General features: G+C 61.4%; 18 protein-coding genes and 1 pseudogene. 5 read left to right on the top strand and 14 right to left on the bottom strand.

The genetic code is table 11. The features are described 5' to 3' along the window. Positions 1-45 precede the first annotated feature (45 nt). On the top strand, positions 46-927 hold the full coding sequence (locus QM712_RS16700; RefSeq protein WP_415024215.1) for an SDR family oxidoreductase: 882 nt from the start codon (positions 46-48) through the stop codon (positions 925-927). 239 nt (positions 928-1,166) lie between these two features. Here the strand turns inward: QM712_RS16700 and QM712_RS16705 are convergent, their stop codons facing one another. The 5 genes from QM712_RS16705 to QM712_RS16725 all read right to left on the bottom strand — a co-directional run bounded on the left by QM712_RS16705 (position 1,167) and on the right by QM712_RS16725 (position 7,191). Further along, positions 1,167-1,610 (bottom strand): BLUF domain-containing protein, encoded by a 444-nt coding sequence (locus tag QM712_RS16705; protein ID WP_415024216.1) that lies wholly within the window; start codon positions 1,608-1,610, stop codon positions 1,167-1,169. Beyond that, the gene (locus QM712_RS16710) at positions 1,607-3,274 is read right to left on the bottom strand and encodes an EAL domain-containing protein (RefSeq protein ID WP_415024217.1); all 1,668 of its coding nucleotides are present in this window, start codon (positions 3,272-3,274) and stop codon (positions 1,607-1,609) included. The genes QM712_RS16705 and QM712_RS16710 overlap by 4 nt, the downstream gene beginning before the upstream one ends. Positions 3,275-3,359: 85 nt before the next feature. Next, on the bottom strand, positions 3,360-5,645 hold the full coding sequence (locus tag QM712_RS16715; protein ID WP_415024218.1) for a xanthine dehydrogenase family protein molybdopterin-binding subunit: 2,286 nt from the start codon (positions 5,643-5,645) through the stop codon (positions 3,360-3,362). Between the two features lie 50 nt (positions 5,646-5,695). After that, complete coding sequence (locus tag QM712_RS16720) at positions 5,696-6,679, bottom strand: FAD binding domain-containing protein (RefSeq protein WP_415024219.1); 984 nt, start codon at positions 6,677-6,679, stop codon at positions 5,696-5,698. Then, entirely contained in the window at positions 6,676-7,191 is a 516-nt protein-coding gene (locus QM712_RS16725) for a 2Fe-2S iron-sulfur cluster-binding protein (RefSeq protein ID WP_415024235.1), read from the bottom strand. Before QM712_RS16725 ends, QM712_RS16720 begins: the two co-directional genes overlap by 4 nt. Positions 7,192-7,445: 254 nt before the next feature. Between QM712_RS16725 and QM712_RS16730 the strand changes: the two are divergent. The 3 genes and pseudogenes from QM712_RS16730 to QM712_RS16740 all read left to right on the top strand — a co-directional run. Beyond that, positions 7,446-7,586, top strand: a pseudogene (locus tag QM712_RS16730) (four-helix bundle copper-binding protein); the annotation flags it as partial. Positions 7,587-7,637: 51 nt separating this feature from the next. Next, positions 7,638-8,942 carry a cation:proton antiporter gene (locus QM712_RS16735; RefSeq protein ID WP_415024220.1) on the top strand — a complete coding sequence of 435 codons (1,305 nt, stop codon included), beginning with the start codon at positions 7,638-7,640 and terminating at the stop codon, positions 8,940-8,942. A gap of 41 nt (positions 8,943-8,983) precedes the next feature. After that, entirely contained in the window at positions 8,984-9,997 is a 1,014-nt protein-coding gene (locus QM712_RS16740; RefSeq protein ID WP_415024236.1) for an ATP-dependent DNA ligase, read from the top strand. Between the two features lie 25 nt (positions 9,998-10,022). On the opposite strand, the gene QM712_RS16745 is transcribed toward QM712_RS16740, so the two are convergent. Next, the gene (locus QM712_RS16745; RefSeq protein ID WP_415024221.1) at positions 10,023-11,273 is read right to left on the bottom strand and encodes a DUF763 domain-containing protein; all 1,251 of its coding nucleotides are present in this window, start codon (positions 11,271-11,273) and stop codon (positions 10,023-10,025) included. Beyond that, positions 11,273-11,881 (bottom strand): alpha-ketoglutarate-dependent dioxygenase AlkB, encoded by a 609-nt coding sequence (locus QM712_RS16750; RefSeq protein WP_415024222.1) that lies wholly within the window; start codon positions 11,879-11,881, stop codon positions 11,273-11,275. The genes QM712_RS16745 and QM712_RS16750 overlap by 1 nt, the downstream gene beginning before the upstream one ends. Positions 11,882-12,006: 125 nt before the next feature. On the opposite strand from QM712_RS16750, the gene QM712_RS16755 reads away from it, so the two are divergent. After that, positions 12,007-12,867, top strand: a complete 861-nt coding sequence (locus QM712_RS16755) for an SDR family oxidoreductase (protein WP_415024223.1) — start codon at positions 12,007-12,009, stop codon at positions 12,865-12,867. Between the two features lie 96 nt (positions 12,868-12,963). Here QM712_RS16755 and QM712_RS16760 read toward each other — a convergent pair whose 3' ends face one another. The 7 genes from QM712_RS16760 to QM712_RS16790 form a co-directional block, all read right to left on the bottom strand. Continuing rightward, a complete protein-coding gene (locus tag QM712_RS16760; RefSeq protein WP_415024224.1) occupies positions 12,964-13,107 on the bottom strand; it encodes a hypothetical protein in 144 nt (47 codons plus the stop codon). A 104-nt stretch (positions 13,108-13,211) separates the two neighbouring features. After that, positions 13,212-14,504 carry an NRAMP family divalent metal transporter gene (locus QM712_RS16765; protein ID WP_415024225.1) on the bottom strand — a complete coding sequence of 431 codons (1,293 nt, stop codon included), beginning with the start codon at positions 14,502-14,504 and terminating at the stop codon, positions 13,212-13,214. After that, positions 14,497-17,073, bottom strand: coding sequence for an excinuclease ABC subunit A (locus tag QM712_RS16770; RefSeq protein WP_415024226.1), 2,577 nt, complete (start codon positions 17,071-17,073; stop codon positions 14,497-14,499). Before QM712_RS16770 ends, QM712_RS16765 begins: the two co-directional genes overlap by 8 nt. Before the next feature lie 2 nt (positions 17,074-17,075). Then, entirely contained in the window at positions 17,076-18,968 is a 1,893-nt protein-coding gene (gene ligD, locus QM712_RS16775) for a DNA ligase D (RefSeq protein WP_415024227.1), read from the bottom strand. 11 nt (positions 18,969-18,979) lie between these two features. After that, positions 18,980-19,264 (bottom strand): SemiSWEET family sugar transporter, encoded by a 285-nt coding sequence (locus QM712_RS16780; RefSeq protein WP_415024228.1) that lies wholly within the window; start codon positions 19,262-19,264, stop codon positions 18,980-18,982. Next, a complete protein-coding gene (locus tag QM712_RS16785) occupies positions 19,264-20,082 on the bottom strand; it encodes an exodeoxyribonuclease III (protein WP_415024229.1) in 819 nt (272 codons plus the stop codon). Before QM712_RS16785 ends, QM712_RS16780 begins: the two co-directional genes overlap by 1 nt. Before the next feature lie 4 nt (positions 20,083-20,086). Then, positions 20,087-20,263: a DUF3606 domain-containing protein gene (locus QM712_RS16790; RefSeq protein ID WP_415024230.1), complete on the bottom strand. Its 177-nt coding sequence runs from the start codon at positions 20,261-20,263 to the stop codon at positions 20,087-20,089. Positions 20,264-20,864: the final 601 nt, after the last annotated feature.

Here is a 20,864-nt window from a genome sequence, read left to right on the forward strand (position 1 = left end):
CAATAATTTCGGGGGTGTCAACAACCACACATCAGGAGTCACCCCATGACTGTCCTCGTTATCGGAGCCACCGGCCGCGTTGGCCGCCATGTCGTCGACCAACTCGTCCAGCGCGGTGCCGCGGTCCGCGTTCTCACCCGCGATCCCTCCAAGGCCACTTTCCCGGTCGGCATCGAAGTTGCCCAAGGCGAATTGCTGGATGTCGACGCGCTACGCGCTGCCTTTAAAGGCGTCAGCAGCCTGTTCCTGCTCAATGCGGTGACGGGTGACGAATTCACCCAGGCCATCATTACTCTCAACGTCGCCCGGGAATCGGGGGTCGATCGTGTCGTGTACCTGTCGGTGTTCGGCGCTGACCGCTCCGTCAACGTGCCGCATTTCGCCGTGAAATCCGGAGCGGAACGCATGCTCGAGCAGATGGGCTTTTCCGCCACGATCCTGCGCCCGTCCTACTTCATCGACAACGAGGTCATGATCAAGGACGTCATCTTCAATCACGGCGTCTATCCGATGCCGATCGGCGGCAAAGGTGTCGCCATGGTCGATGCGCGCGATATCGCGGAGGTGGCGGCGATCGAATTGATCCGACTCGATCGGGCGCCGGGCAAGCTGCCGATCGAGACGATTAACCTCGTCGGCCCGGATATCCTCACGGGTTCGGACGTGGCCGCGATCTGGTCGGAAGTGCTCGGCCGCCCGATTGCCTATGGCGGAGACGATCCCAGTGGCTTCGAGCAGAACATGGCGACGTTCATGCCGAGATGGATGGCCTACGAGATGCGCCTGATGGCCGAGCGATATGTCAGCGACGGCATGATCCCGGCTCCTGGCGATGTCGAGCGTCTGACGAAAATTCTGGGTCGGCCGCTGCATTCCTATCGCGAGTTCGCAGCGGGCGTTGCCTCCAAACAGAACGCGACGGCGTGACGATCGGGAGAGGTGTGGGCAGAGTCAGGACGGCCAAGGCTAGAGCTTGGGCCGTCCTGCATTTGAAGCCTCGCCGGTCAAACCTCGGCCGGCTGTCGTGAGTAACGCAAGGGAGGCGTCAAGAAGCGGATTTCGGCAATGGCGGCTGCAGCCTTTAGCTGATCGGCGGTATCGACGACAAACGCCAAGACATCACGCTCGACGTGACCAGGAGATCGCCATCCAGAGGGCGGAACGAGCTAGAAGGAGCGACCCTCTTCCTCGATCGCCAGCCGATGCAGCGTTTCGAAGAGCGCATCTCCAGTCATGCGCGCCGGATCGAATCCGCTTTCGTCCGCCATCGAGCCATAACGGGCAGCGTCAGCGACCGAGGCGCCGACGAAGCCCATCGACCAGTTCTCGAAGGCCCGTGTCTGCACGGGTTCGAAGGCGAGCAGCGACACGTCGCCGTGACGCTCATCCTGCTGGATACGCTCGAACACGCCTTCTACCGCACCCTGCGGGCCTTCCAACACCTGGGCGAAGCATCCGGCGTTGAACATCAGGGCACCGGTCACTGCCACCTCGGCATTGTTCTTTCGGCTGGCGGCCAGGATCGATGCGATCGCGTCAGCAAGCTCTTCGGGACCGCCTGCAACACGGTTTCTGCTGTAATAAACCAGCTTGCTCAGCCTGTTCGTCATCTCGTGCTCTCCTTCGTCGCCTGGTGACCAAACGACGGGATGAGCAGATTCGTCGCAGCCTCGGCGGGTTGGGGACGGCCTGTAAGGTAGCCTTGGATGTTGGTGCAGCCTTCTGTGCGAACGCATGCCAGCTCGGATTCTGTCTCTACTCCTTCGGCCGTGGTCGCCATGCCAAGTCCGGAAGCGAGTTGCGCGATCGCACGGACGATGGAGCGTCGCTTCTCGTCCTTGTCGATGCCGCTTACGAATGAGCGGTCGATCTTGATCGTATCGAATGGAAACTTCTGGAGATACCCGAGGGACGAATAGCCTGTGCCGAAGTCGTCCATCGCGATTTTAACGCCAAGAGCGCGTAGGCCGTGAAGAACTTCCAGCACGGCCTCGGAGTTCTCGAGTAACGCGCCTTCTGTGATCTCGATCTCGAGACGCTCCGGCGCCAGTCCCGAATGCGCGAGCGCCGAGGTCACCGTTTCGAGGATCATACCCGTCCGGAACTGGACGGGCGAAAGATTGACCCCCACAGTGACTGCCCGGGGCCAGCACGCCGCCTGCTTGCAGGCTTCTCGGAGGACCCATTCTCCCACAGGAACGATGACGCCGATCTCCTCTGCCAGCGGGATGAATGCGGCGGGAGATACCGGACCGCGATCGGGATGGTTCCATCTGATCAGCGCCTCGAAGCCGATGATCTCCCGGGAGTCGGCCCGCACCTTTGGCTGGTAGAACAGCTGCAATTGCTTGAAGGCGAGCGCGCGTCGGAGATCGATCTCCATCGCTCGCCTGGCTTGCATGCGTTCGTCCATGCCGGGTTCGTACAGGCGGTACGAACCGCGACCATCAGCTTTGGCGCGATAGAGCGCGAGATCGGCATTCTTGAGAAGTTCATCCGGCTCGCGGCCATCGTTGGGGTAGAGTGCAATTCCGATACTGGTCCCGACGTGCAGCATATGCCCGGCGATGGCGTAAGCCCGGCTGATCAAGTCGACCAATCGGCGCGCCAGCGCCTTGGCGGCCTCCGGCTGCGCCATACCGGGCTGGATGATCGCGAACTCATCCCCGCCAAGACGTGCGACCAGCTCGCCTTCGCGAAGAGCGCTGCGAAAGCGATCAGCGACCTTCTGCAGCAGCATATCACCCGTCGCATGGCCGAGCGTGTCGTTGATTGCCTTGAACCGATCGAGATCGACGTACAGAACGGCGAGGCGCTCCCCCATGCGTTCAGCTCGCATGACCCGATCAGTCAGCTGTTCGTGGAAGACTGCTCGGTTGGGTAAACCCGTCAGCACGTCGCGCCGCGCCAACTCGGCGTTTCGAACCAGGGCGGTCACGTCGTCTATGCTGAGGACGAAGCCGCCGCTTGACAGGCAGCGGAGCATGCAGTCCAGCAGCCGCCCGTCAGCGAGCGTTATGCGTATCTCCGCTGGGGGCTCGCCGGCGTCCACGGGAGCGAAAATGTCGCCCGACGCCGTTGCGCCGCAATTGGCCAGCAGGTCTGGAAAGTTGCATCCGATTGGATCGATGGGGCTGAAGAGATCTTCCGCGCTTCGGTTGACGTACTCGACCTCGCGCGACTCGCTCAGGATCAGCACCGCGGTCGCCATTTCCGGCAACGCGGCGCCCCGCGGCTGCAGGGCCGTGGCAATGGGTGCGGCCACAGTCGACATGTTGTTATCCTGTGCCAGGAAACCTCCATGCTCTGTCTAAAATGCGAACAGATAGTAAACGAGGCAGCCAATCGGGCACTTAATCTCAAGCCAACCGCGACATCACCCTGTCGAGTGTGATCGGCAAATCACGGATCCTTTTGCCGGTCGCGTTGAAGACCGCGTTGGCGACTGCCGCGCCCACACCTGTAATGCCAATCTCCCCAATGCCGCGTGCCCCCAGGGGCGTGTGCGGATCGGGAATGTCCGTCCACATCACATCGATCTCGGGGACGTCCATGTGCACGGGCACATGATAGTCGGCGAGGCTCGGATTCATGATGCGTCCGTTACGCTCGTCGAATTGCGTCTCTTCCATCAGCGCCAGGCCGAGCCCCATGATGATCCCGCCCCGGAATTGGCTGGCGGCCGTCTTGGGGTTGAGAATGCGGCCGCAATCGAACGAGCCGAGGAAACGGCTCACGCGGATTTCGCCGGTAACGGCGTTGACCCTCACCTCGCAGAACATTGCGCCGTAGGAATGCATCGACCAGTGGACCAGTTCGAGCGGGGTTGGCCCTTCAGCCTCCACCGTTACCTCGTCACGTTGGGCGCGGGCCAGGATCGACTCGTAGCTCTCATGGAGCTCGGGCTCGCCGCGCTTGCGCAGCCCGCCATCTGCGCCCTCCACATCATCGGCTCGCAGGCCTGCGAGAGGGGAGTCGTTGCCGGCGAGCTTCAGCAGCTCGGTGTTCAGCTTGGCCTGGGCCGCCATGACGGCCGCTCCGATGGAGGCGGTCTGCTGCGAGCCGCCCGCAAGCACGAGCCCCGGCAGGACTGAATCGCCGTACTCGACCGAGACGTAATCGAGCGGCAAACCGAGCCGCTCGGCCAGGACGATCGTCTGCGTCGTCGCTGTGCCCATACCCATCTCGTGCGCCGCGACCGCGACTGTGGCATGGCCGTCGCGCTTGAGCGTAATGCGGGCCGCGCCGCCCGGCATGCGGTAATAGGGATAGGTCGCGGTCGCGCAGCCGAGCCCGACCAGCCATTCGCCATCGCGCCTTGCGCCGGGCTGCCCTCTTTGGTCCCATCCACAGCGTGCGGCACCGGACTTGTAAGCCTCCACGATGTGGCGTGCCGAGAAGGGCGCGCCGCCGGTCGGATCTTTTTCGGGTTCGTTGCGCAGCCGCAGCTCGATCGGGTCGATGCCGAGACGGTCGGCGAGCTCGTCGATGGCGCATTCGAGGCCGAACGTTCCAACCGCTTCGCCCGGTGCCCGCATGAACGTGTTTGCGAGCATGTCCATATACGCGACTTCGACCTGGAGCTTGAACGTGTCGGCCGCGTAGCCGCTGCGCGTCGCCACGATGAACGGCTCGGGCATTGCATTGTTGCGCGTCATGACGGTCGTGCCAGTATGCAGGATGGCGGTGAAATGCCCGTTGTCCTTGGCGCCGATGGCGACACGCTGCTCGGTCTGACTGCGGCCCCCGACGGTTCGGTAGACGCCCTCGCGGGAGAGCGCGATGCGGACAGGACGGCCGGCGAGCTTTGCCGCGGCGGCACCCAGAACCTGATGTTGCCACAGCGTCTTCGAGCCAAAGCCGCCGCCGACATAAGGCGACGTGACGTGGACCTGTTTCTCGTCGACGTCGAACACCTGCGCGAGCGACCAAGCCGTGTGCACGACCGCCTGGGTGGCGTCGTGAACGATCAAATCGTCACCGCTCCAGCTCACCGTCGCCGCGTGCGGCTCGATGGCATTATGCGCATGGCGGGGCGTTCGATAGATCTGATCTGTGCTGAACGGGGCTTCTGCCAGAGCTTTTGACGCATCGCCGATTTCGAGCTTCAGAGGCTCGCCCTGGAATTCCGCGAGGTCCGTTCCCGCAGCCTTCGCGGATTCGAATGAGGTGATGGCCGGTTCCGCATCGTATGTAACGCTGATCAGCGATTTGGCGTGGTCGGCCTGCTCCTGGGTTTCTGCGAGTACCAGCGCGATCGGCTGGCCGTTCCAGTGGATGCGGTCATCCTGCATGATCGGCAGGTTGTCACCGCCCGCGGCCTTCGCATCGGTCATGAACAACGGCATCGGCTTCATGCGCGGAGCGTTTTTGTAGGTCATGACCAATATGACGCCAGGAGCGGCTGTTGCTGCCGCGATGTCCAGATCCGCAATCCGGCCCTTGGCGATGGTGCTGAACAGGAGAGCCGCGTAGCTCAGGTTCTCCGCCGCAAACTCGGCGGCAAAGCGCGCCTTTCCCTGCACCTTGAGCGGACCGTCGATGCGCGACACCGGCTTTCCAACATGGCCGTGCTTTTCGATCGCGGGATCGGGCGTACCGCCTGGGATCATGCGATCCGGCGCGATCTCGATCGCCTTCTTCATCGCGCCCTGAGCGGCGCCCTTCGCAGCCTTCTTGGCGCGGTCGAGGATGCTCATTCGGTTGCTCCCGAGAGTTCGCCAAGAACCGCCGCGATGGTGCGCGCTGCAAGTTCGATCTTGAAGGCGTTGTGTTGCAAGGGCACGGCGGCAGACAATTCGGCCTCGGCCGCTGCGCGGAACGATTGAAGGGTTGCAGGCTGACCGCGCAACGCAGCTTCAGCCTTGTGAGCCCGCCACGGCTTGGCCGCGACGCCCCCGAGCGCCAGCCGCACGTTTTTGACGGTGCCGTCATCGACCTCAATCGCTCCAGCGACTGAAACCAGCGCGAAGGCATAGCTCGCGCGGTCTCGCACCTTGCGGTAGGTCGAGTTGGTGGCGAACGGAAGCGCCGGAATGCTGATGGCAGTAATCAGGTCTCCCGGCTTGAGCACGGTTTCAATGTCGGGACGCTCGCCTGGCAGCTGGTGGAAGCCCTCCAGCGGAATTGTGCGATTGCCATCGGCATTCTGGACGGTGACAGTCGCATCCAGCGCTGCCAGCGCGACGCACATGTCGGAGGGGTGGGTAGCGACGCAGCTTGGCGACGCGCCGAGGATGGCGTGCATGCGGTTGAAGCCTTCGAGCGCATCGCATCCTTCACCCGGGCTGCGCTTGTTACAGCGTGAACCTTCGTTGTCGTAGAAATAGGCGCAGCGCGTACGCTGGAGAATGTTGCCGGCGACGGTGGCCATGTTGCGGATCTGGGCGGACGCCCCTGCGAGGATGGCGCGCGACAACATGGGATAGCGCGTGCGCACGAGTGGATGCTCCGCGACCGCTGTATTGCGCACGGCGCCGCCGATCACGAGTCCGCCGTCCCGCTCGGTGATGTCGCGCGAAAGGTTCGTCACGTCGACGACCGTAGACGGTCGCTCGACCGTCTCGCGCATCAGGTCGACCAGGTTGGTGCCGCCGCCGAGATATTTGGTGCGCGCAGCCGCTCCGTGGCGGATGGCCTCGGCCGCATCGGCGGCGCGAGCGAAAGCGAGCGGCGTCATTCTGCGGCCTCCTTGTACGTCCCATAGATTTCGAGGATGGCGTCGACGATCCCGTTATGCGCGCCGCAACGGCAGAGATTGCCGCTCATGCGCTCGCGCAGTTCTTCGCGGCTCAGCGTGATCGTCGGGCTGGCAAGATCGCCGGTGACGTGGCTTGGCACGCCGCGTTCGATCTCTCCGATCATGCCGGCCGCCGAACAGATTTGACCGGGCGTGCAGTATCCGCACTGAAAGCCGTCATGCTCGATGAAGGTCTGCTGCAATGGGTGGAGCGCCCCGTCCGATGCCAGACCCTCGATGGTCGTAATCGAGCGCCCTTCATATTGGGCCGCTAGGGTGAGACACGAGAGAATCCGTTCTCCGTCTACGAGGACCGTGCAAGCGCCACAGGCACCCTGATTGCATCCCTTCTTCGTGCCGGTGAGCTTCAGGTGCTCGCGCAAAACATCAAGGAGTGAGGTCCGGGCATCGAATTCCAGCTCCAGGGAGCGTCCGTTCACATCGAACCGCATCGTGACCGCGCCTTTCCATGCTTTCTGAGCCGCGGGGCGAAATGCCAGCACAATGCCGCTGTCCGGCGGCAAGACTCCGCCGCTGACTGCCGCCCGTCTCTTTTGGACCAGTTTAGAAACATCCAAATCCGAGGCCGGTTCCTTGCCCGGGTCGGCTTCGCTCAGTGGGGCCTCCGTGAATTCCTTCGGCCGACCCTCAGGGGGAACGAGGCGATTTGAGTCGCGTTTCTCCAGGAACCTACGCGAGGTGTGCCATGGCCCTGTGCCCCGAAATGCAAAAGTGCATCGATAATTGCCTCGACTGCTACAAGTCGTGTCTTGGCATGGCGATGAACCACTGCCTGGAAACTGGCGGGGAGCACGTCGCGCCAGCGCACTTCCGCCTTATGATGGCGTGAACCGGGTGCAGCAGCAGGGATTGTCCATATTAATCAGCAGAGCCTGACGTGGCGGCCGATTTTCTAAGCCCAGCCGTCGTAGCGATCAGTCTTGGATTTTTGATCCTGCTGACGGCATGGCTGCCCCTCATCGTCCGGCGCCTGCCACTCTCCTTGCCGATCGTCGCGGTCGCGCTGGGTGTCGCAATGTCTTACATCCCCGGCACGGAGCGATATGCGGGCAGTCTGTTTCGGGATGCCGTTCTGGAGCACCTCACCGAGTTCGTGGTTCTCATCGCGCTAATGGGCGTCGGGCTGCGCATCGAGCGGCCATTCTCGTGGATGAGGTGGAACCTAACCTTCCGCCTCCTCGTCATCGCGATGCCTCTCACGATCGTGGCGATGACAGTCCTCTGCATGGTATTGCCGGGACTTCCATTGGCATCAGCACTGCTCGTCGCTGCTGCGTTGGCGCCGACCGATCCGGTACTCGCCGCCGACGTGCAGGTTGGGCCTCCGGGGGAGGAGGAGGGCGGTGAGGTTCGATTCAGCCTGACATCGGAGGCTGGCCTTAACGACGGTCTGGCATTCCCGTTTGTAGCGCTTGCGATTGGATTGACCGGTGCGTCGTATGAGACCCTCTGGAAGGGCTGGCTTCTGATCGTACTCTGGAAGATCGGTTGCGGCGTCACCATCGGCTACATCGCCGGGCGCGCGTTCGGCTGGCTGACCTTCAAACTGCCGCGTCTCAAGCTATCCAAAACCGGCGATGGGCTGGTTGCCGTCGGCGTCACCCTGCTCTCGTACGGCGCAACGGAACTCGCGCATGGCTATGGCTTCGTTGCCGTCTTCATCGCCGCCATGACCTTGCGCGCGACGGATCGCGGCCACGATTTTCATTCGGCCATGGCCGAGTTTTCCGAACAGATCGAGCGTGTTTTGATGGTGATCGTGCTCGTCATCTTCGGCGACGCAGTCGCATCCGGCGTCCTCACGGCGCTGCGTTGGGAGGATGCGCTTGCGGGAGCGGCGATGCTGCTTCTGATCAGGCCCATCACCGGCTGGATCGCGCTTCTCGGCAATCCGTTTCCCGCTGCCGGCCGCGCGCTCATCGCCTTCTTCGGCATTCGCGGCCTGGGAACGTTCTACTACTTGGCCTATGCCATGAACCGCGCGCACTTCGAAGAGGCGCCGCGGCTGTGGGCGCTGGCCTCCCTCGTTGTGCTCGCCTCAGTCATCTTGCATGGCGTGACCTCGACGCCGGTGATGAACTGGGTCGATCGACGCCGACAGAGTCATAAAAAGGAGCGCGAGCGACCGCAGGGGGAAGGCGCAGAGCCAGGCGATCAACCCGCGGAGGGGCATGCGGCATGAAGACGTCCATCAAGGAGATCGATCTCAAACACATCGAGCCGATGGAGGCGCGCTCCATCGACGCCATTCCGATCGGCGAGCAGTGGCAATACGAGCCTAAATGGGACGGTTTCCGATGCCTGCTTGCACGCGATGGCGAGACCGTCATGATGACCTCAAAAGCCGGCCAGGATCTCACGCGCTATTTTCCGGAAGTGGCACAATCGGCGGCTGAGTTGCCTGAGCCTCGCTTCGTCCTCGACGGAGAACTGGTCGTTCCGATCGGACAGGCGTTTTCGTTCGATGCTCTGCTTCAGCGCATTCATCCCGCTGCAAGCCGCATCAAACGACTGTCAGCTGAGACGCCGGCGCATTTTCTCGCCTTTGATCTTCTGCGGCGCGGGGCGAAGGACCTTGTCCCGCTAACCCTACCAGATCGCCGGCGCGAACTGGAAGCCTTCGCGAGCCGTTGCTTCCCTGAATCGCTATTTCGTCTGTCGCCCGCCAGTCGCGACATCAAGGACGCGAAGAAATGGCTCCAATCCGCCGGCGGAGGAAGCGACGGAGTCATCGCCAAGCGTCTCGATCTGCCTTACCAGAGCGGCAATCGCGACGGCATGCAGAAGATCAAGCGCCATCGCAGCGCGGATTGCGTGATTGGCGGGTTTCGTTATGGTGAGCGAAAAGCAGGCGGGCGCAAGCTTGTAGGATCGCTACTGCTCGGCCTCTACGACGATGAGGGCAAGCTGCATCACGTCGGCTTCACCTCCGGTCTCAAAACGGCGCAGAAGCCTGGCCTAACTGACCGCTTGGAGGCAATCGTTGCCGAGCGCAGCTTCACTGGCAACATGCCGGGTGGGCCGAGCCGATGGTCGACAAAACGTTCGTCGGAATGGACACCGGTGAAGCCAAAGCTCGTGATCGAAGTGTCCTACGATCACTTCACGGGCGGACGTTTTCGTCACGGCACGACGATCCTGCGGTGGCGTCCAGACAAGCAAGCGCGACAATGCACGATGGATCAGCTCCAGCAGAAATTCATATCGCCGCAAGCGCTGCTCGACCGAACGTCCTAAACGCTCACGCTCTTTCCGTTTTCGTCTATCGGTCTTTGCCCGCGAAGTCTTGGCCGCAAAGGTCGCTCTCCCAACCAAAAATCGAGCGACCGTCGAGGGATGGCGAGCGAGTTCTTTCGCGGGCGACGAATGCATCAAAGGACGGGCCATCCGCGGAGGTTTCGAGCCGGCGCGCCTGATCGTCGAGGCGCTTCAGCGCGGTCATGCGCTCGTCCGCGCCGAGCTTTGCCTGCTGCACCGCGGATTTGAGCACACGAATGGTCTCGTCATAGACTTTGATCGGTACCGGATAAGGATGCCGGTCCTTGCCGCCGTGGGCCAGCGAGAATCGGGCGGGATCACGGAATCGGAACGGCGCGCCGTGGACGACTTCCGCGACCATCGCGAGCGATTGCACTGTGCGCGCGCCGACGCCCGGCGTCAGCAACAGGTCCGAGAAATCTTTCGGACCGCTTTCCGCCGCGGCCGCGAGCGTGCCGTGGAGCCGGCGGGTGAAGACGTCGCTTGACCGGACCTCGTGATGTGCCGGCATGACAAGATGCGGCAGTTCGGGCTGGACGGCGAGTTGCCCTGTGACCGCTTCGTATTCGCGGACGATACCACCCGGACCCAGGCTGGAGAGCAAATCCATCTGCGTCGCGCGTGATCGCTCGGCCCGCCGGTCGGTGAGATTGACGATCTCGCCTTGCGCGGGCCCATCGATGGCGCTGTGCGGCTCCTCCACGAAGCTTTGCAAACTCTCAGAATGCCAGTGGTAGCGCCGCGCCTGACGGTTGTCGCCATTCATGCCTTGCTGGACCACGGTCCATTTGCCGTCATCAGTGACGAAGAAGCCATGCAGGTAAAGATCGAAGCCATCCTGCACGGCTGCGCTGTCGACCTTGGCAACCAGCCGGCTCGCCCGTGTCAGCGCCGCAGCGTCAAAGCCGGTGCGATCGCCTAGCAGCATCAATTCGTCCGGCGTGCGCCGCGAGTGGCGTCCACGACCGCCGCAGACATGGATGCCGAGCTCGTACTGCAGCGGCCCGAGACCGCGCTTTAGTGCGCCGATGACGCTGGTGGTAATGCCGGAGGAGTGCCAGTCCATCCCCATCACGGCGCCGAACGACTGGAACCAGAACGGGTGAGACAACCGCTCAAGGAATTCGTCGCGGCCGTAGTGATGGACGATCGCCTGCGTGATGACGGCGCCGAGCGACGCCATGCGCTCGGCGAGCCACGGCGGAACGCGGCCGCCGTGCAAGGGGAGATCGGCACTGCCAGTTCGCCGCACCATCAGGTCGACTCGCTTGCTGCGCCGCGCGTCGACTTGCTGTCGCTTTCCTTCAGCGTGCGAAGCGTGATCGAGTACCGCAGTGCGTCAACGGCGGGAATGCTGTGTTCCCACTCAAAACGAGATGGTCCGGCCATGGCGTAAATCGACCGCGGCGCGACATCCAGCGCACGGCGTTCCCAGCCGTCGTCGGCCTGACGGCGGAAGCGTAACCGGCATGAAGAACCGAGCGAGACGCCAAAGATCCGGCCGAAATGCGGCTTGTCGCGGTGCCAGCCAATTCCGGTGCCGGCTTCGTATTCGGTGCAAAGGACCTGGTCGATCCGAGTCTGCGGGCCGCCGAATGCTTCGACCTGCTTGATCACAGGCGCGAGCCAGTCCGGAATCGGATCTGCCGACGCCAGGCGCCGCTCGGAATAGTCATAGCGCCAGCCGAACGATGCTACACGGCGCTTACCCTCATACTGCCCAAACTGAAACGGCTGCAAAGGCAGCGCCGCCACCTGAGCGATGAGGTCGCGCTCGACGGCTTCCGGAATGAAGTCCGTAGCGTAACTCAGCCCCTCGGGCAGGGCAGGCGCGTCGGCAAAGAGGGCGAGCTGGTCGGGCAATCGGAATTCCAGAGATGGGGCTGAGATAACGCCAAATATGGGGTGTCATGGCGCCGCTCGAAAGGCGTGCTCGGAACGGAACATAGCGCGAGTCGTTGGAAGTCGAACAACCGGAGTGATTTGCAATGCCGTCCGAACACCCACAGCCGCCGTTCCCGACGCAAAAGCAGCCGATGCCAGGATCGACCGGCAAGATGGACCCGCGGCCTGACCATGGCGAAGAGAGTTACAAGGGCTCCGGCAAGCTTAATGGCTTGAGGGCCATCATCACCGGTGGCGACAGCGGGATCGGAAGGGCGGTCGCTATCGCCTACGCCCGGGAAGGCGCGGACATCCTGATCGCCTATCTCAGCGAAGACGACGACGCGCAGGAGGTGAAAGCGCTGGTGGAGAAAGAGGGACGAAAGGCAGTCCTTATCTCTGGCGATATCAGCAATCCGCAGCATTGCAGGGCGATCGTCAAGCGCGCCGTCGAAGAACTGGGTGGCGTCGATATCCTCGTCAACAATGCCGCGCATCAGGCCACCTTCAAGGACATCGGCGATATCAGCGACGAGGAGTGGCAGACGACGTTCGAGGTCAACATCCATGCGATGTTCTACCTCACGAAGGCCGCCGTTCCGCACATGAAGCCGGGCAGTGCGATCGTCAACACGGCATCGGTGAATTCCGATATGCCGAACCCGATCCTCCTCGCCTACGCGACGACCAAAGGCGCCATCCAGAATTTTACCGGCGGCCTCGCGCAGATGCTCGCGGACAAAGGCATCCGTGTGAACGCTGTCGCGCCGGGCCCGATCTGGACGCCGCTCATTCCGTCGACCATGCCCGAAGACGCCGTGAAAAATTTCGGCAAGCAGGTGCCGATGAAACGGCCCGGTCAACCGGCAGAGTTGGCGACCGCCTACGTGATGCTCGCCGATCCGCTGTCCAGTTACACGTCTGGAACAACGGTCGCTGTGACGGGCGGAAAACCGTTCATCTGACTGCTGAAAGGGGTAGGCGCGATCCGACAGCCTTCCCGCACAACTCATGCCGGCTCCTTATCACTGTCGCGGCTGCCCTCGACCCTGTGACGGAGTCTATTTTGCTGCCGGGTGAGCCCCGTAAAACCACATGAAAATGCAAAACAGCAGGAAAATTCCCATGATCGCATAGCCTATCGGGCCAATGCGATCAGGTGGCTTGTCGATGTCCCAAAGCCAATACTTCAGAAATTTCAGCATCGCCGCTCCAGGTTGTTCTTACCACCATCCGATCTGAGCGACGCGCAAGTATTTCAATTCTCGCAGGTCTTCTCGCGTCGACCGATGGGGTGGCCGTGTCGAGGTCAGGAGAAGAACGAGAATCCCATCCCAACGACGCACAGCGCCATTGCGAGCGTCGCGAGCCATCCCAACCAGTAGACCGGTCCCTTTACGATCAAATCGCCCATCACCGATTGCTTCCTCACCAGAAGCATCATGATGACCATCACAGGAGCGGCGAGGATGCCATTGATGACGGCACTCCAATAGAGGGCCTGGATCGGATCGATGGGCACGAAATTAAGCGCGATGCCTATGGCCACGGATAGCGCCAGCACCGAATAGAAGGCGATTGCCTGTTTAGGCTTTTGCGACAGCCCGACGGGCCATTTGCGACCTTCCCCGATGGCATAGGCGGTTGCGCCCGCGAGCACTGGGATGGCGAGCAGACCGGTGCCGATGATCCCGAGCGCAAAGATCAGTTCAGCGAATGCGCCAGCAATCGGTTTAAGCGCCTCCGCCGCCTGCGACGAGGATTGAATGTTGGTAATGCCCTGGCTGTGGAGGGTGGCCGCAGTCGTCAGGATGATGGCGATAGCGATCACATTCGACATCGCCATGCCGACGAGCGTGTCAATTCTGATGCGCCGGACCTCTTTGGCTTCCTTTTCGGGTTCCTTTTTCAGTGGCTTCTTGTCCGGATCGATATCCTGCTCTTCGGCCTCCTGTGACGACTGCCAGATGAAGAGATAAGGCGAGATCGTCGTGCCCAAGATCGCCACCAGCGTCGTCAAGAAGGCGCCGCTCCACTCAATCTTCGGAATGAAAAGTCCAGCCAGCGCGTCGCTCCAGGGTACCTTGACCACAAAAAGCGCGACGACATAGGCGAACAGGACGAGCGTCAGCCACTTCAGAATCGAAACATAGCGATCGTAGTTTAGGAAGACCTGCGCCAGCACCGAAATCGTGCCGAAGACGAGGACATAGAGCGGCGCCGGGCCGCCGACGAGCAATTTGAGCGCATCGCCCATGGCGCCAAGGTCGGCTGCGATATTGATGGTATTGGCGACGAACAGAAGCGCGACGAGCGACCAAATGACAGGCGCGGGATAATTTCGACAGACGTTGCCGGCGATTCCGTGCCCAGTCGTCCTGCCAATTCGGCCTGAGATTTCCTGAATGGCGACCATTAGCGGGTAGGTGATGAGCATCGTCCAGCCGACGCCGAAGCCTAGCTGAGCGCCAGCTTGGCTGTATGTCCCAATTCCGGAGGGATCGTCGTCGGAAGCGCCTGTGATCAATCCCGGACCGAGACGGCTTAGGAACGTCTCCTTAGTCGCGCCTTTGCTATCATCCGGCCGGCTGTTGTCATCCATAATTGTCCCCAGAAGCACCAAGTGTGCCCGCAAACCGAATTTTCGACTTGTCCGTGAGTAAGCGCGTCAGATAAGGCGCCGTCTTGCTGTTAGCTGCCTTTGCAATGGCCGAAGGAACCCCGGCGATAACTACAGCGCCGCCTTCGTCTCCGGCACCGGGTCCCATGTCGATGACCCAGTCACTCTGAGCAACGAGCGACATATCGTGCTCGACGACGAGGACCGTGTTGCCACGATCAACGAGACCGTTAAGTTGCTCGACCAGCTTTTCAACGTCTGACGGATGAAGCCCCGTGGTCGGTTCGTCCAGAACGTAGAGGGTTCCACCTCGCTGCGCGCGCTGAAGTTCAGTTGCGAGCTTGATGCGCTGTGCTTCTCCGCCGGAGAGTTCGGTTGCTGATTGACCGAGACGGATATAACCGAGACCAACCTGTCTGATGACAGAAAGGCTCCGTTCCAGCGCTGCGTCTTCTTGAAAGAATGAATAGGCCTCATCAACGGTCATTTGCAGCACGTCCGCCACGGACTTGCCGCGGACTTTTATCTCGAGCGTCTTTTCGTTGTACCGCGACCCCTTGCAGGTCGGGCATGGCGTATAGACGCTCGGAAGAAAGAGGAGCTCAACCGATATGAAGCCCTCGCCTTCGCAGGTCGCACAGCGGCCCTTGGCAACATTGAACGAGAAGCGGCCGGCATCGTAACGGCGCGATCTAGCTTCCTTCGTCCCCGCAAACAGCTTTCGGACATGGTCGAACAGGCCCGTGTAGGTCGCAAGGTTCGAGCGAGGGGTCCGGCCAATCGGCTTCTGATCGACCACGACAAGGCGCCTGACGTGCTCCACCCCGCCGCTGATTCTGCCGCCGAGTGTTTCAACGGCATCTTCAGGCTCGTCGGCTTCGAGCGCCTCCGAACGTTGACCCAACGCATCAGAGACCGCCGCGACCAGAAACTGGCTGACAAGTGTCGACTTGCCCGATCCCGAAATCCCGGTCACGCTTGTGAACACACCAAGTGGAATGTCGACATCGAGCGAGTTCAGATTGTTTCGTGTAATTCCGCGCAAGGTCAGCCAGTGACGCGGCTCGCGACGGTCGCGATTTGTGCGCATGGCCTCCTCGAAAAGGTGCGGACGCGTACGCGACGCCTCGATCTCGGCGAGGCCCGCGAGTGGGCCGCTATAAATAATCTCGCCACCATGCTGGCCTGCGCCGGAGCCGACATCGACAACCCAGTCGGCGCGGCGGATGACATCAAGCTCGTGCTCGACCACAAACAGCGAATTGCCGGACGCCTTCAAACGATCAAAGGCGCGCAGCAACGCTTCGGTGTCCGCAGGATGCAGCCCGGCCGACGGCTCATCCAGCACATAGACGACTCCGAACAAATTGGAGCGAACCTGCGTCGCGAGGCGAAGGCGCTGAAGCTCTCCTGGCGATAAGGTCGGCGTGCTGCGTTCAAGCGTCAGATAACCCAACCCGAGATCGAGTAGGACGGAAAGACGTCCCTGCAAATCCTCGCAAATTCGCTGCACGACCACGATCTTCTCGGGATGGGATTCGCTTTCCAAGGCGTTCGCCTGCTTTGAATAAGGCGCCAGCAATGCACTGAGCTGTTTGAGTGGAAGGCGCGAGAGTTCAGTGATATCGTGCCCGGCGAAAGTTACCGAGAGCGCTACCTTTTTCAGCCGTTTGCCGTGGCAGACAGGACATGCGGCGCTGATGATGAACTGCGAAGCCCGTCGCTTCATCAAAGCGCTCTGCGTGGTGGCGTAGGTGTGAAGCAGATTCTTACGGGCACCCGTGAACGTGCCCATGTAGCTAGGCTCTTCCTTGCGCTTTAGGGCACGCCGGGTCTCCACCGGGGTGTATCCGGCATACACGGGCACTGTGGGCTGCTCTTCCGTAAACAGGATCCATTGGCGGTCCTTCCTTGGAAGATTCCGCCAGGGCGTGTCCACGTCGTATCCCATGGATACCAGGATATCCCGCAGGTTCTGCCCGCCCCAGGCGGTCGGCCACGCTGCAATCGCGCGGTTTCGGATCGTCAGGCTGTCATCCGGCACCATCGACTTTTCCGTGGCGTCAAGAATGCGACCCATCCCGTGGCATTTCGGGCATGCCCCTTCCGGTGTATTGGCAGAGAAGGACTCCGCATAGAGCAGCGGCTGGCCTTTTGGATAATCTCCCGCACGCGAATAGAGCATTCGTAATAGATTGGAGAGCGTGGTGACGCTTCCGACCGAAGATCGCGTCGTAGGAGAGCCACGCTGTTGCTGGAGCGCGACCGCCGGCGGCAGCCCATCGATTTCATCGACCTGCGGCACTGCCATCTGATGAAACAGGCGTCTCGCGTAAGGTGATACGGACTCGAGATAACGCCGCTGGGCCTCGGTATAAAGCGTGCCGAAGGCGAGCGACGACTTGCCCGAGCCGGAAACGCCGGTGAACACCACCAGCGCATCGCGCGGAATGTCGACGGAAATGTCCTTGAGGTTGTGCTCTCGCGCGCCACGGACGCGGACGAAGCCGGCATCAGAGCTTTGCGGAGATGCTTGTCTAAGGTCTTTCATGTCTAGAGCGCCGCCTTCAGCCGCTCAATCGCTGGGCGCAGCGGTTCCGCTGCATCGTCATAGCCATCCCAGGCCTTTGTGCGCTTCAGAAGCGAAGGTACGGTGCGTACCGTGTATGCAAGAGGATCAAGTCCGTTCTTCACTTGCGCCCAGGTCAGCGGCATCGATACCGGCGCATGAGCGCGGGCGCGCGGGGACAGAGGCGCAACGGCTGTCGCGGTCCGGTCATTGCGCAGATAATCGAGGAAGATGCGTCCCGTACGCTTGTTCTTCGCCATGTTGAGAACGAAATGTTCAGGATCGTGAGCGGCGATAGCCGCGCAAACATCACGCGCGAACTTCTTCGCAGCCGGCCAGTCAGGCGAATTCTTAGCCTCGGCAAGCGGCGTCACGACATGAAGGCCTTTGCCGCCTGTCGTTTTGCAGAATGATTTGAGTCCGAGGAGCTCAAGCACGTCGCGCATCTTCTTCGCAGCATTGATGACGACCTCAAATGCGACGTCCGGTGCGGGATCAAGGTCAAACACAAAGCGTCCCGGGATTTCCGGTTTTCCGGGCTGGCAATTCCATGGATGGAGTTCAAGACCGCCCGTTTGGGCGACGGCCGCAAGCCCTTCAACACGGTCAATCTGCAGATAAGGCTTCTTGTCACCCCGCACCGCGGCGAGCGTGATGAGGCTCGACGTTCCAGGCATCGCATGCCGCTGGAAGAACGTCTCCTTGTCGAAGCCATCGGGCGCGCGAACAACTGAGCAAGGCCGACCTTTGAGATGCTCGATCATCCACGAACCGACGGCTTCGTAATAGCTCGCGAGATCCAGCTTGGTCACGAGTTGCCCGTCATCGCCAGCATCCGGCCAAAGCGCCTTGTTCGGATGACTGAGCATGACGCCCATGACGACAGGCCTGCCAGAATGGTGCTTCGGCGTGGCCGGTTTTGCGAGCGTCGCTTTCTGCGGCTTGGCCGGCTTCTCGGCTTCAACCTCTTCGGCCGGCTTATCGGCACGCAGACCTTTGAAAGCTGCCTGCCGCACCATGCCATCGCCGGTCCAGCCTGCGAATTCGATCTCTGCCACAAGCTCCGGCTTGGTCCAGTGCACGTCGCGCTTGAGACGCGGCGCATTCTGGCCCGTGAAGGGCGATGACTTGACTTCGGTTTTACGTAGCCGCGGCAGAAGCTGGTCGAGCTTGCCCTTGCCGTAGCCAGTGCCGACGCGGCCTACATAGACGAACTGATCGCCTTTGTGCACGCCGACCAGAAGCGAGCGGAAGCTTGAGCCCGTCGTTGTCCAGCCGCCAACGACGACCTCATGACCAGCGCGGCATTTGGCTTTGACCCAGTTGGACGTCCTTTCGGAGACGTATGGCGCGTTGACCTTCTTGGAGACGATGCCTTCAAGGGAAAGCTTGCACGCCGATTTGAGCACGGCATCGCCCCCCGTCTCAAAATGCTCGACGTAGCGAATGCGCGTGCTATCGGTCCTCTTGGCAATGAGCGTCTCAAGCCTCGCTTTGCGCTCCTTCAGTGGCAGGCGGCGTAGGTCTTTTCCACTCTCGGCCATAAGATCGAATGCAAAATAGATCAGATCCTGGCTTTGGCCTTCCGAAAGCGCGGCCTGCAATGCCGCAAAATCCGGCGCGCCATGTTCATCGACGGCCACGACTTCACCGTCGATAATGCAATCGGGAAGCTTGACGGCGGCCTCTGCCGTGGCCGCAAATTTCGCCGTCCAGTCCAGACCCTTGCGCGTGCGCAGCCGAGCCACGCCCTTCTTGACCTGAAGCTGCATCCGGTAGCCGTCGAGCTTGATTTCATGAACCCAGCCGCTGCCGGATGGCGGATGATGAACGTTCTCGCAAAGCTGCGGTGGAATAAAATCTGGAAGTGAAGCCATGGCAGTCCCCGCTATGCGCGCTTCGGGCGCCGGTTGGGCCCAAAAAGTTCTCGGAGCTTGAAACCGAGAATACCGAGGAGGAGGCATACGGAGATGCTGTTGGCAGCGATCACGACCATGTCTTCGCGCATAAAGCCGTAGACGACCCAGGTCGCGAGACCAAGGATCAGAAGCAGCAGCATTCCGATCGAGAGATCTCCGGTCTCGCCGGTGTTCCAGCATTTCTTGAGTTGGGGAAAGTAAGAGATTGTCGTGCAGACTGCGGCAAAGCCGCCGATGAGCGTCGCGCTGTCCATCATCGTTTCACCGCTCGTTTGGTTTTCCGGGCGGGTCGCGCCGTTGTGTCTTTTATTTCAATCCAGACAGGCGCGTGGTCGCTTGCGTGCGGCTTTCCTCGAGCGCCGAGATCCACCCCGGTACTCACGAGACGTCCTGCAAGCGCTGGATTGAGCAGCAAGTGATCAATGCGAAGGCCGGCATTGCGCTGAAAGCTATTCCGCCAGTAGTGCCAGAAGGTATATATGCGTTTATCCGGATTTCGCTCGCGAAGGCTGTCGATCCAGCCTTGCTTTACGAGCTTGGCATAGGCGGCGCGGCTCTCTGGCTGCACCAGGGCGTCATCATCCCATGATTTGGTGGGATAAATATCGATCTCGGTCGGAGCAACGTTGTAATCGCCCGCCAGAATTACGGGCGTCTTGTCCTTCACGAGCTTACGAGCATGCGCCTGAAGGCGTTTGAACCAATCAAGCTTGTACTCGAATTTGGGCCCGGGCTGCGGATTTCCGTTCGGTAGATAGATGCAGCCGACCAGGATTCCGTCGATTGCGGCCTCGATATACCGCGCCTGCGAGTCATCGCGATCGCCTGGAAGGGAGGTTCGCGTGACAATTGGGAGCGCGCCTCGCGCAAGGATGGCGACGCCGTTCCAGGTCCTCTGTCCCTTCCAGACAGCGCCATACCCCGCTTTGCGCAACGCATCAGCCGGGAACGCCTCGTCCGTACTTTTAAGCTCTTGAAGGCAGGCAATATCCGGCTTCGAGGACTTTAGCCATTGCAGAAGGTTCGGAAGCCGGCTGTTGACGTTGTTGATGTTGAAAGTTGCGATCTTCACGAAGTCATTTGCCGAGGGCGCTACGCACAGCCGCGGCAGAATTTCCGTGGTCTTTCACGAGTTGTTCAAGCCGTTCTTTTGTGATGCCCAAGGCCTTGGTCCAGTACCGAACCTCCCAGTCTTCGCTAAGGCTAATCCGGCTGGCATCCTGGGGGGCGCGTTCCTTGAGGTTATCGGACATGGGCAGTGCTCCTGTTTTCCCGGGAACTAACGGCCACCGGACATAAAGGTTCGATGCACCTCCGCGCGGCTCGCGATTCCCAGTGCCCAGCAAGGTTCTGCTCTAGCCGGTTATCGGAAGCTAGAACGTGGCAACACGGGCCAGAGCTCACCGAGAGCGTCATTGCGTCCGCACGGTCGGTTCGGACGACCGTCACGGCGCCGGACCGCTGCCGGGTCGGCGTCGACGCGCGCCGAAACGAAGGTCGTGGTCAGCGCCGTAGGTGATACAATATTGGATGCACCACGCAACGATGATCTCGTTGACCAGTGCCCGACGGCAACGCTCGTCGGCCGGCGCCTGTCGCCGCGAGCTTCTCGATGACACTGCCGGAGCACACCGCAGCACCTCCACCGGCATCTGCTGCAGCGGCTCGCGTGCAAGGCGCGCCTCGCGGCGGCGGGCGGACCGCGGCGATGTATTACGCCGTCTATGCTGCTGCCCGTTCAACAGACCGTAGTCGCATTGGTTTCCCGCCAGGCGGATTACGCGGTCCTTCGTCCAACGCGCAGAGCGCTTCAAGGATTTCGTCGATCGTGACGGGCGCCTTGAGCCCTTCAGG

The sequence above is a fragment of the Bradyrhizobium sp. genome (genome assembly GCF_047605465.1).
Lineage (GTDB): Bacteria > Pseudomonadota > Alphaproteobacteria > Rhizobiales > Xanthobacteraceae > Bradyrhizobium.

Coding starts and splice junctions, on each gene's coding strand:
- QM712_RS16700 (WP_415024215.1), top strand. CDS start 46: ATGACTGTCCTCGTTATCGGAGCCACCGGCCGCGTTGGCCGCCATGTC.
- QM712_RS16705 (WP_415024216.1), bottom strand. CDS start 1,610: ATGACGAACAGGCTGAGCAAGCTGGTTTATTACAGCAGAAACCGTGTT.
- QM712_RS16710 (WP_415024217.1), bottom strand. CDS start 3,274: ATGTCGACTGTGGCCGCACCCATTGCCACGGCCCTGCAGCCGCGGGGC.
- QM712_RS16715 (WP_415024218.1), bottom strand. CDS start 5,645: ATGAAGAAGGCGATCGAGATCGCGCCGGATCGCATGATCCCAGGCGGT.
- QM712_RS16720 (WP_415024219.1), bottom strand. CDS start 6,679: ATGACGCCGCTCGCTTTCGCTCGCGCCGCCGATGCGGCCGAGGCCATC.
- QM712_RS16725 (WP_415024235.1), bottom strand. CDS start 7,191: ATGCGGTTCGATGTGAACGGACGCTCCCTGGAGCTGGAATTCGATGCC.
- QM712_RS16740 (WP_415024236.1), top strand. CDS start 8,984: ATGGAGGCGCGCTCCATCGACGCCATTCCGATCGGCGAGCAGTGGCAA.
- QM712_RS16745 (WP_415024221.1), bottom strand. CDS start 11,273: ATGGTGCGGCGAACTGGCAGTGCCGATCTCCCCTTGCACGGCGGCCGC.
- QM712_RS16755 (WP_415024223.1), top strand. CDS start 12,007: ATGCCGTCCGAACACCCACAGCCGCCGTTCCCGACGCAAAAGCAGCCG.
- QM712_RS16760 (WP_415024224.1), bottom strand. CDS start 13,107: ATGCTGAAATTTCTGAAGTATTGGCTTTGGGACATCGACAAGCCACCT.
- QM712_RS16765 (WP_415024225.1), bottom strand. CDS start 14,504: ATGGATGACAACAGCCGGCCGGATGATAGCAAAGGCGCGACTAAGGAG.
- QM712_RS16770 (WP_415024226.1), bottom strand. CDS start 17,073: ATGAAAGACCTTAGACAAGCATCTCCGCAAAGCTCTGATGCCGGCTTC.
- ligD (WP_415024227.1), bottom strand. CDS start 18,968: ATGGCTTCACTTCCAGATTTTATTCCACCGCAGCTTTGCGAGAACGTT.
- QM712_RS16780 (WP_415024228.1), bottom strand. CDS start 19,264: ATGGACAGCGCGACGCTCATCGGCGGCTTTGCCGCAGTCTGCACGACA.
- QM712_RS16790 (WP_415024230.1), bottom strand. CDS start 20,263: ATGTCCGATAACCTCAAGGAACGCGCCCCCCAGGATGCCAGCCGGATT.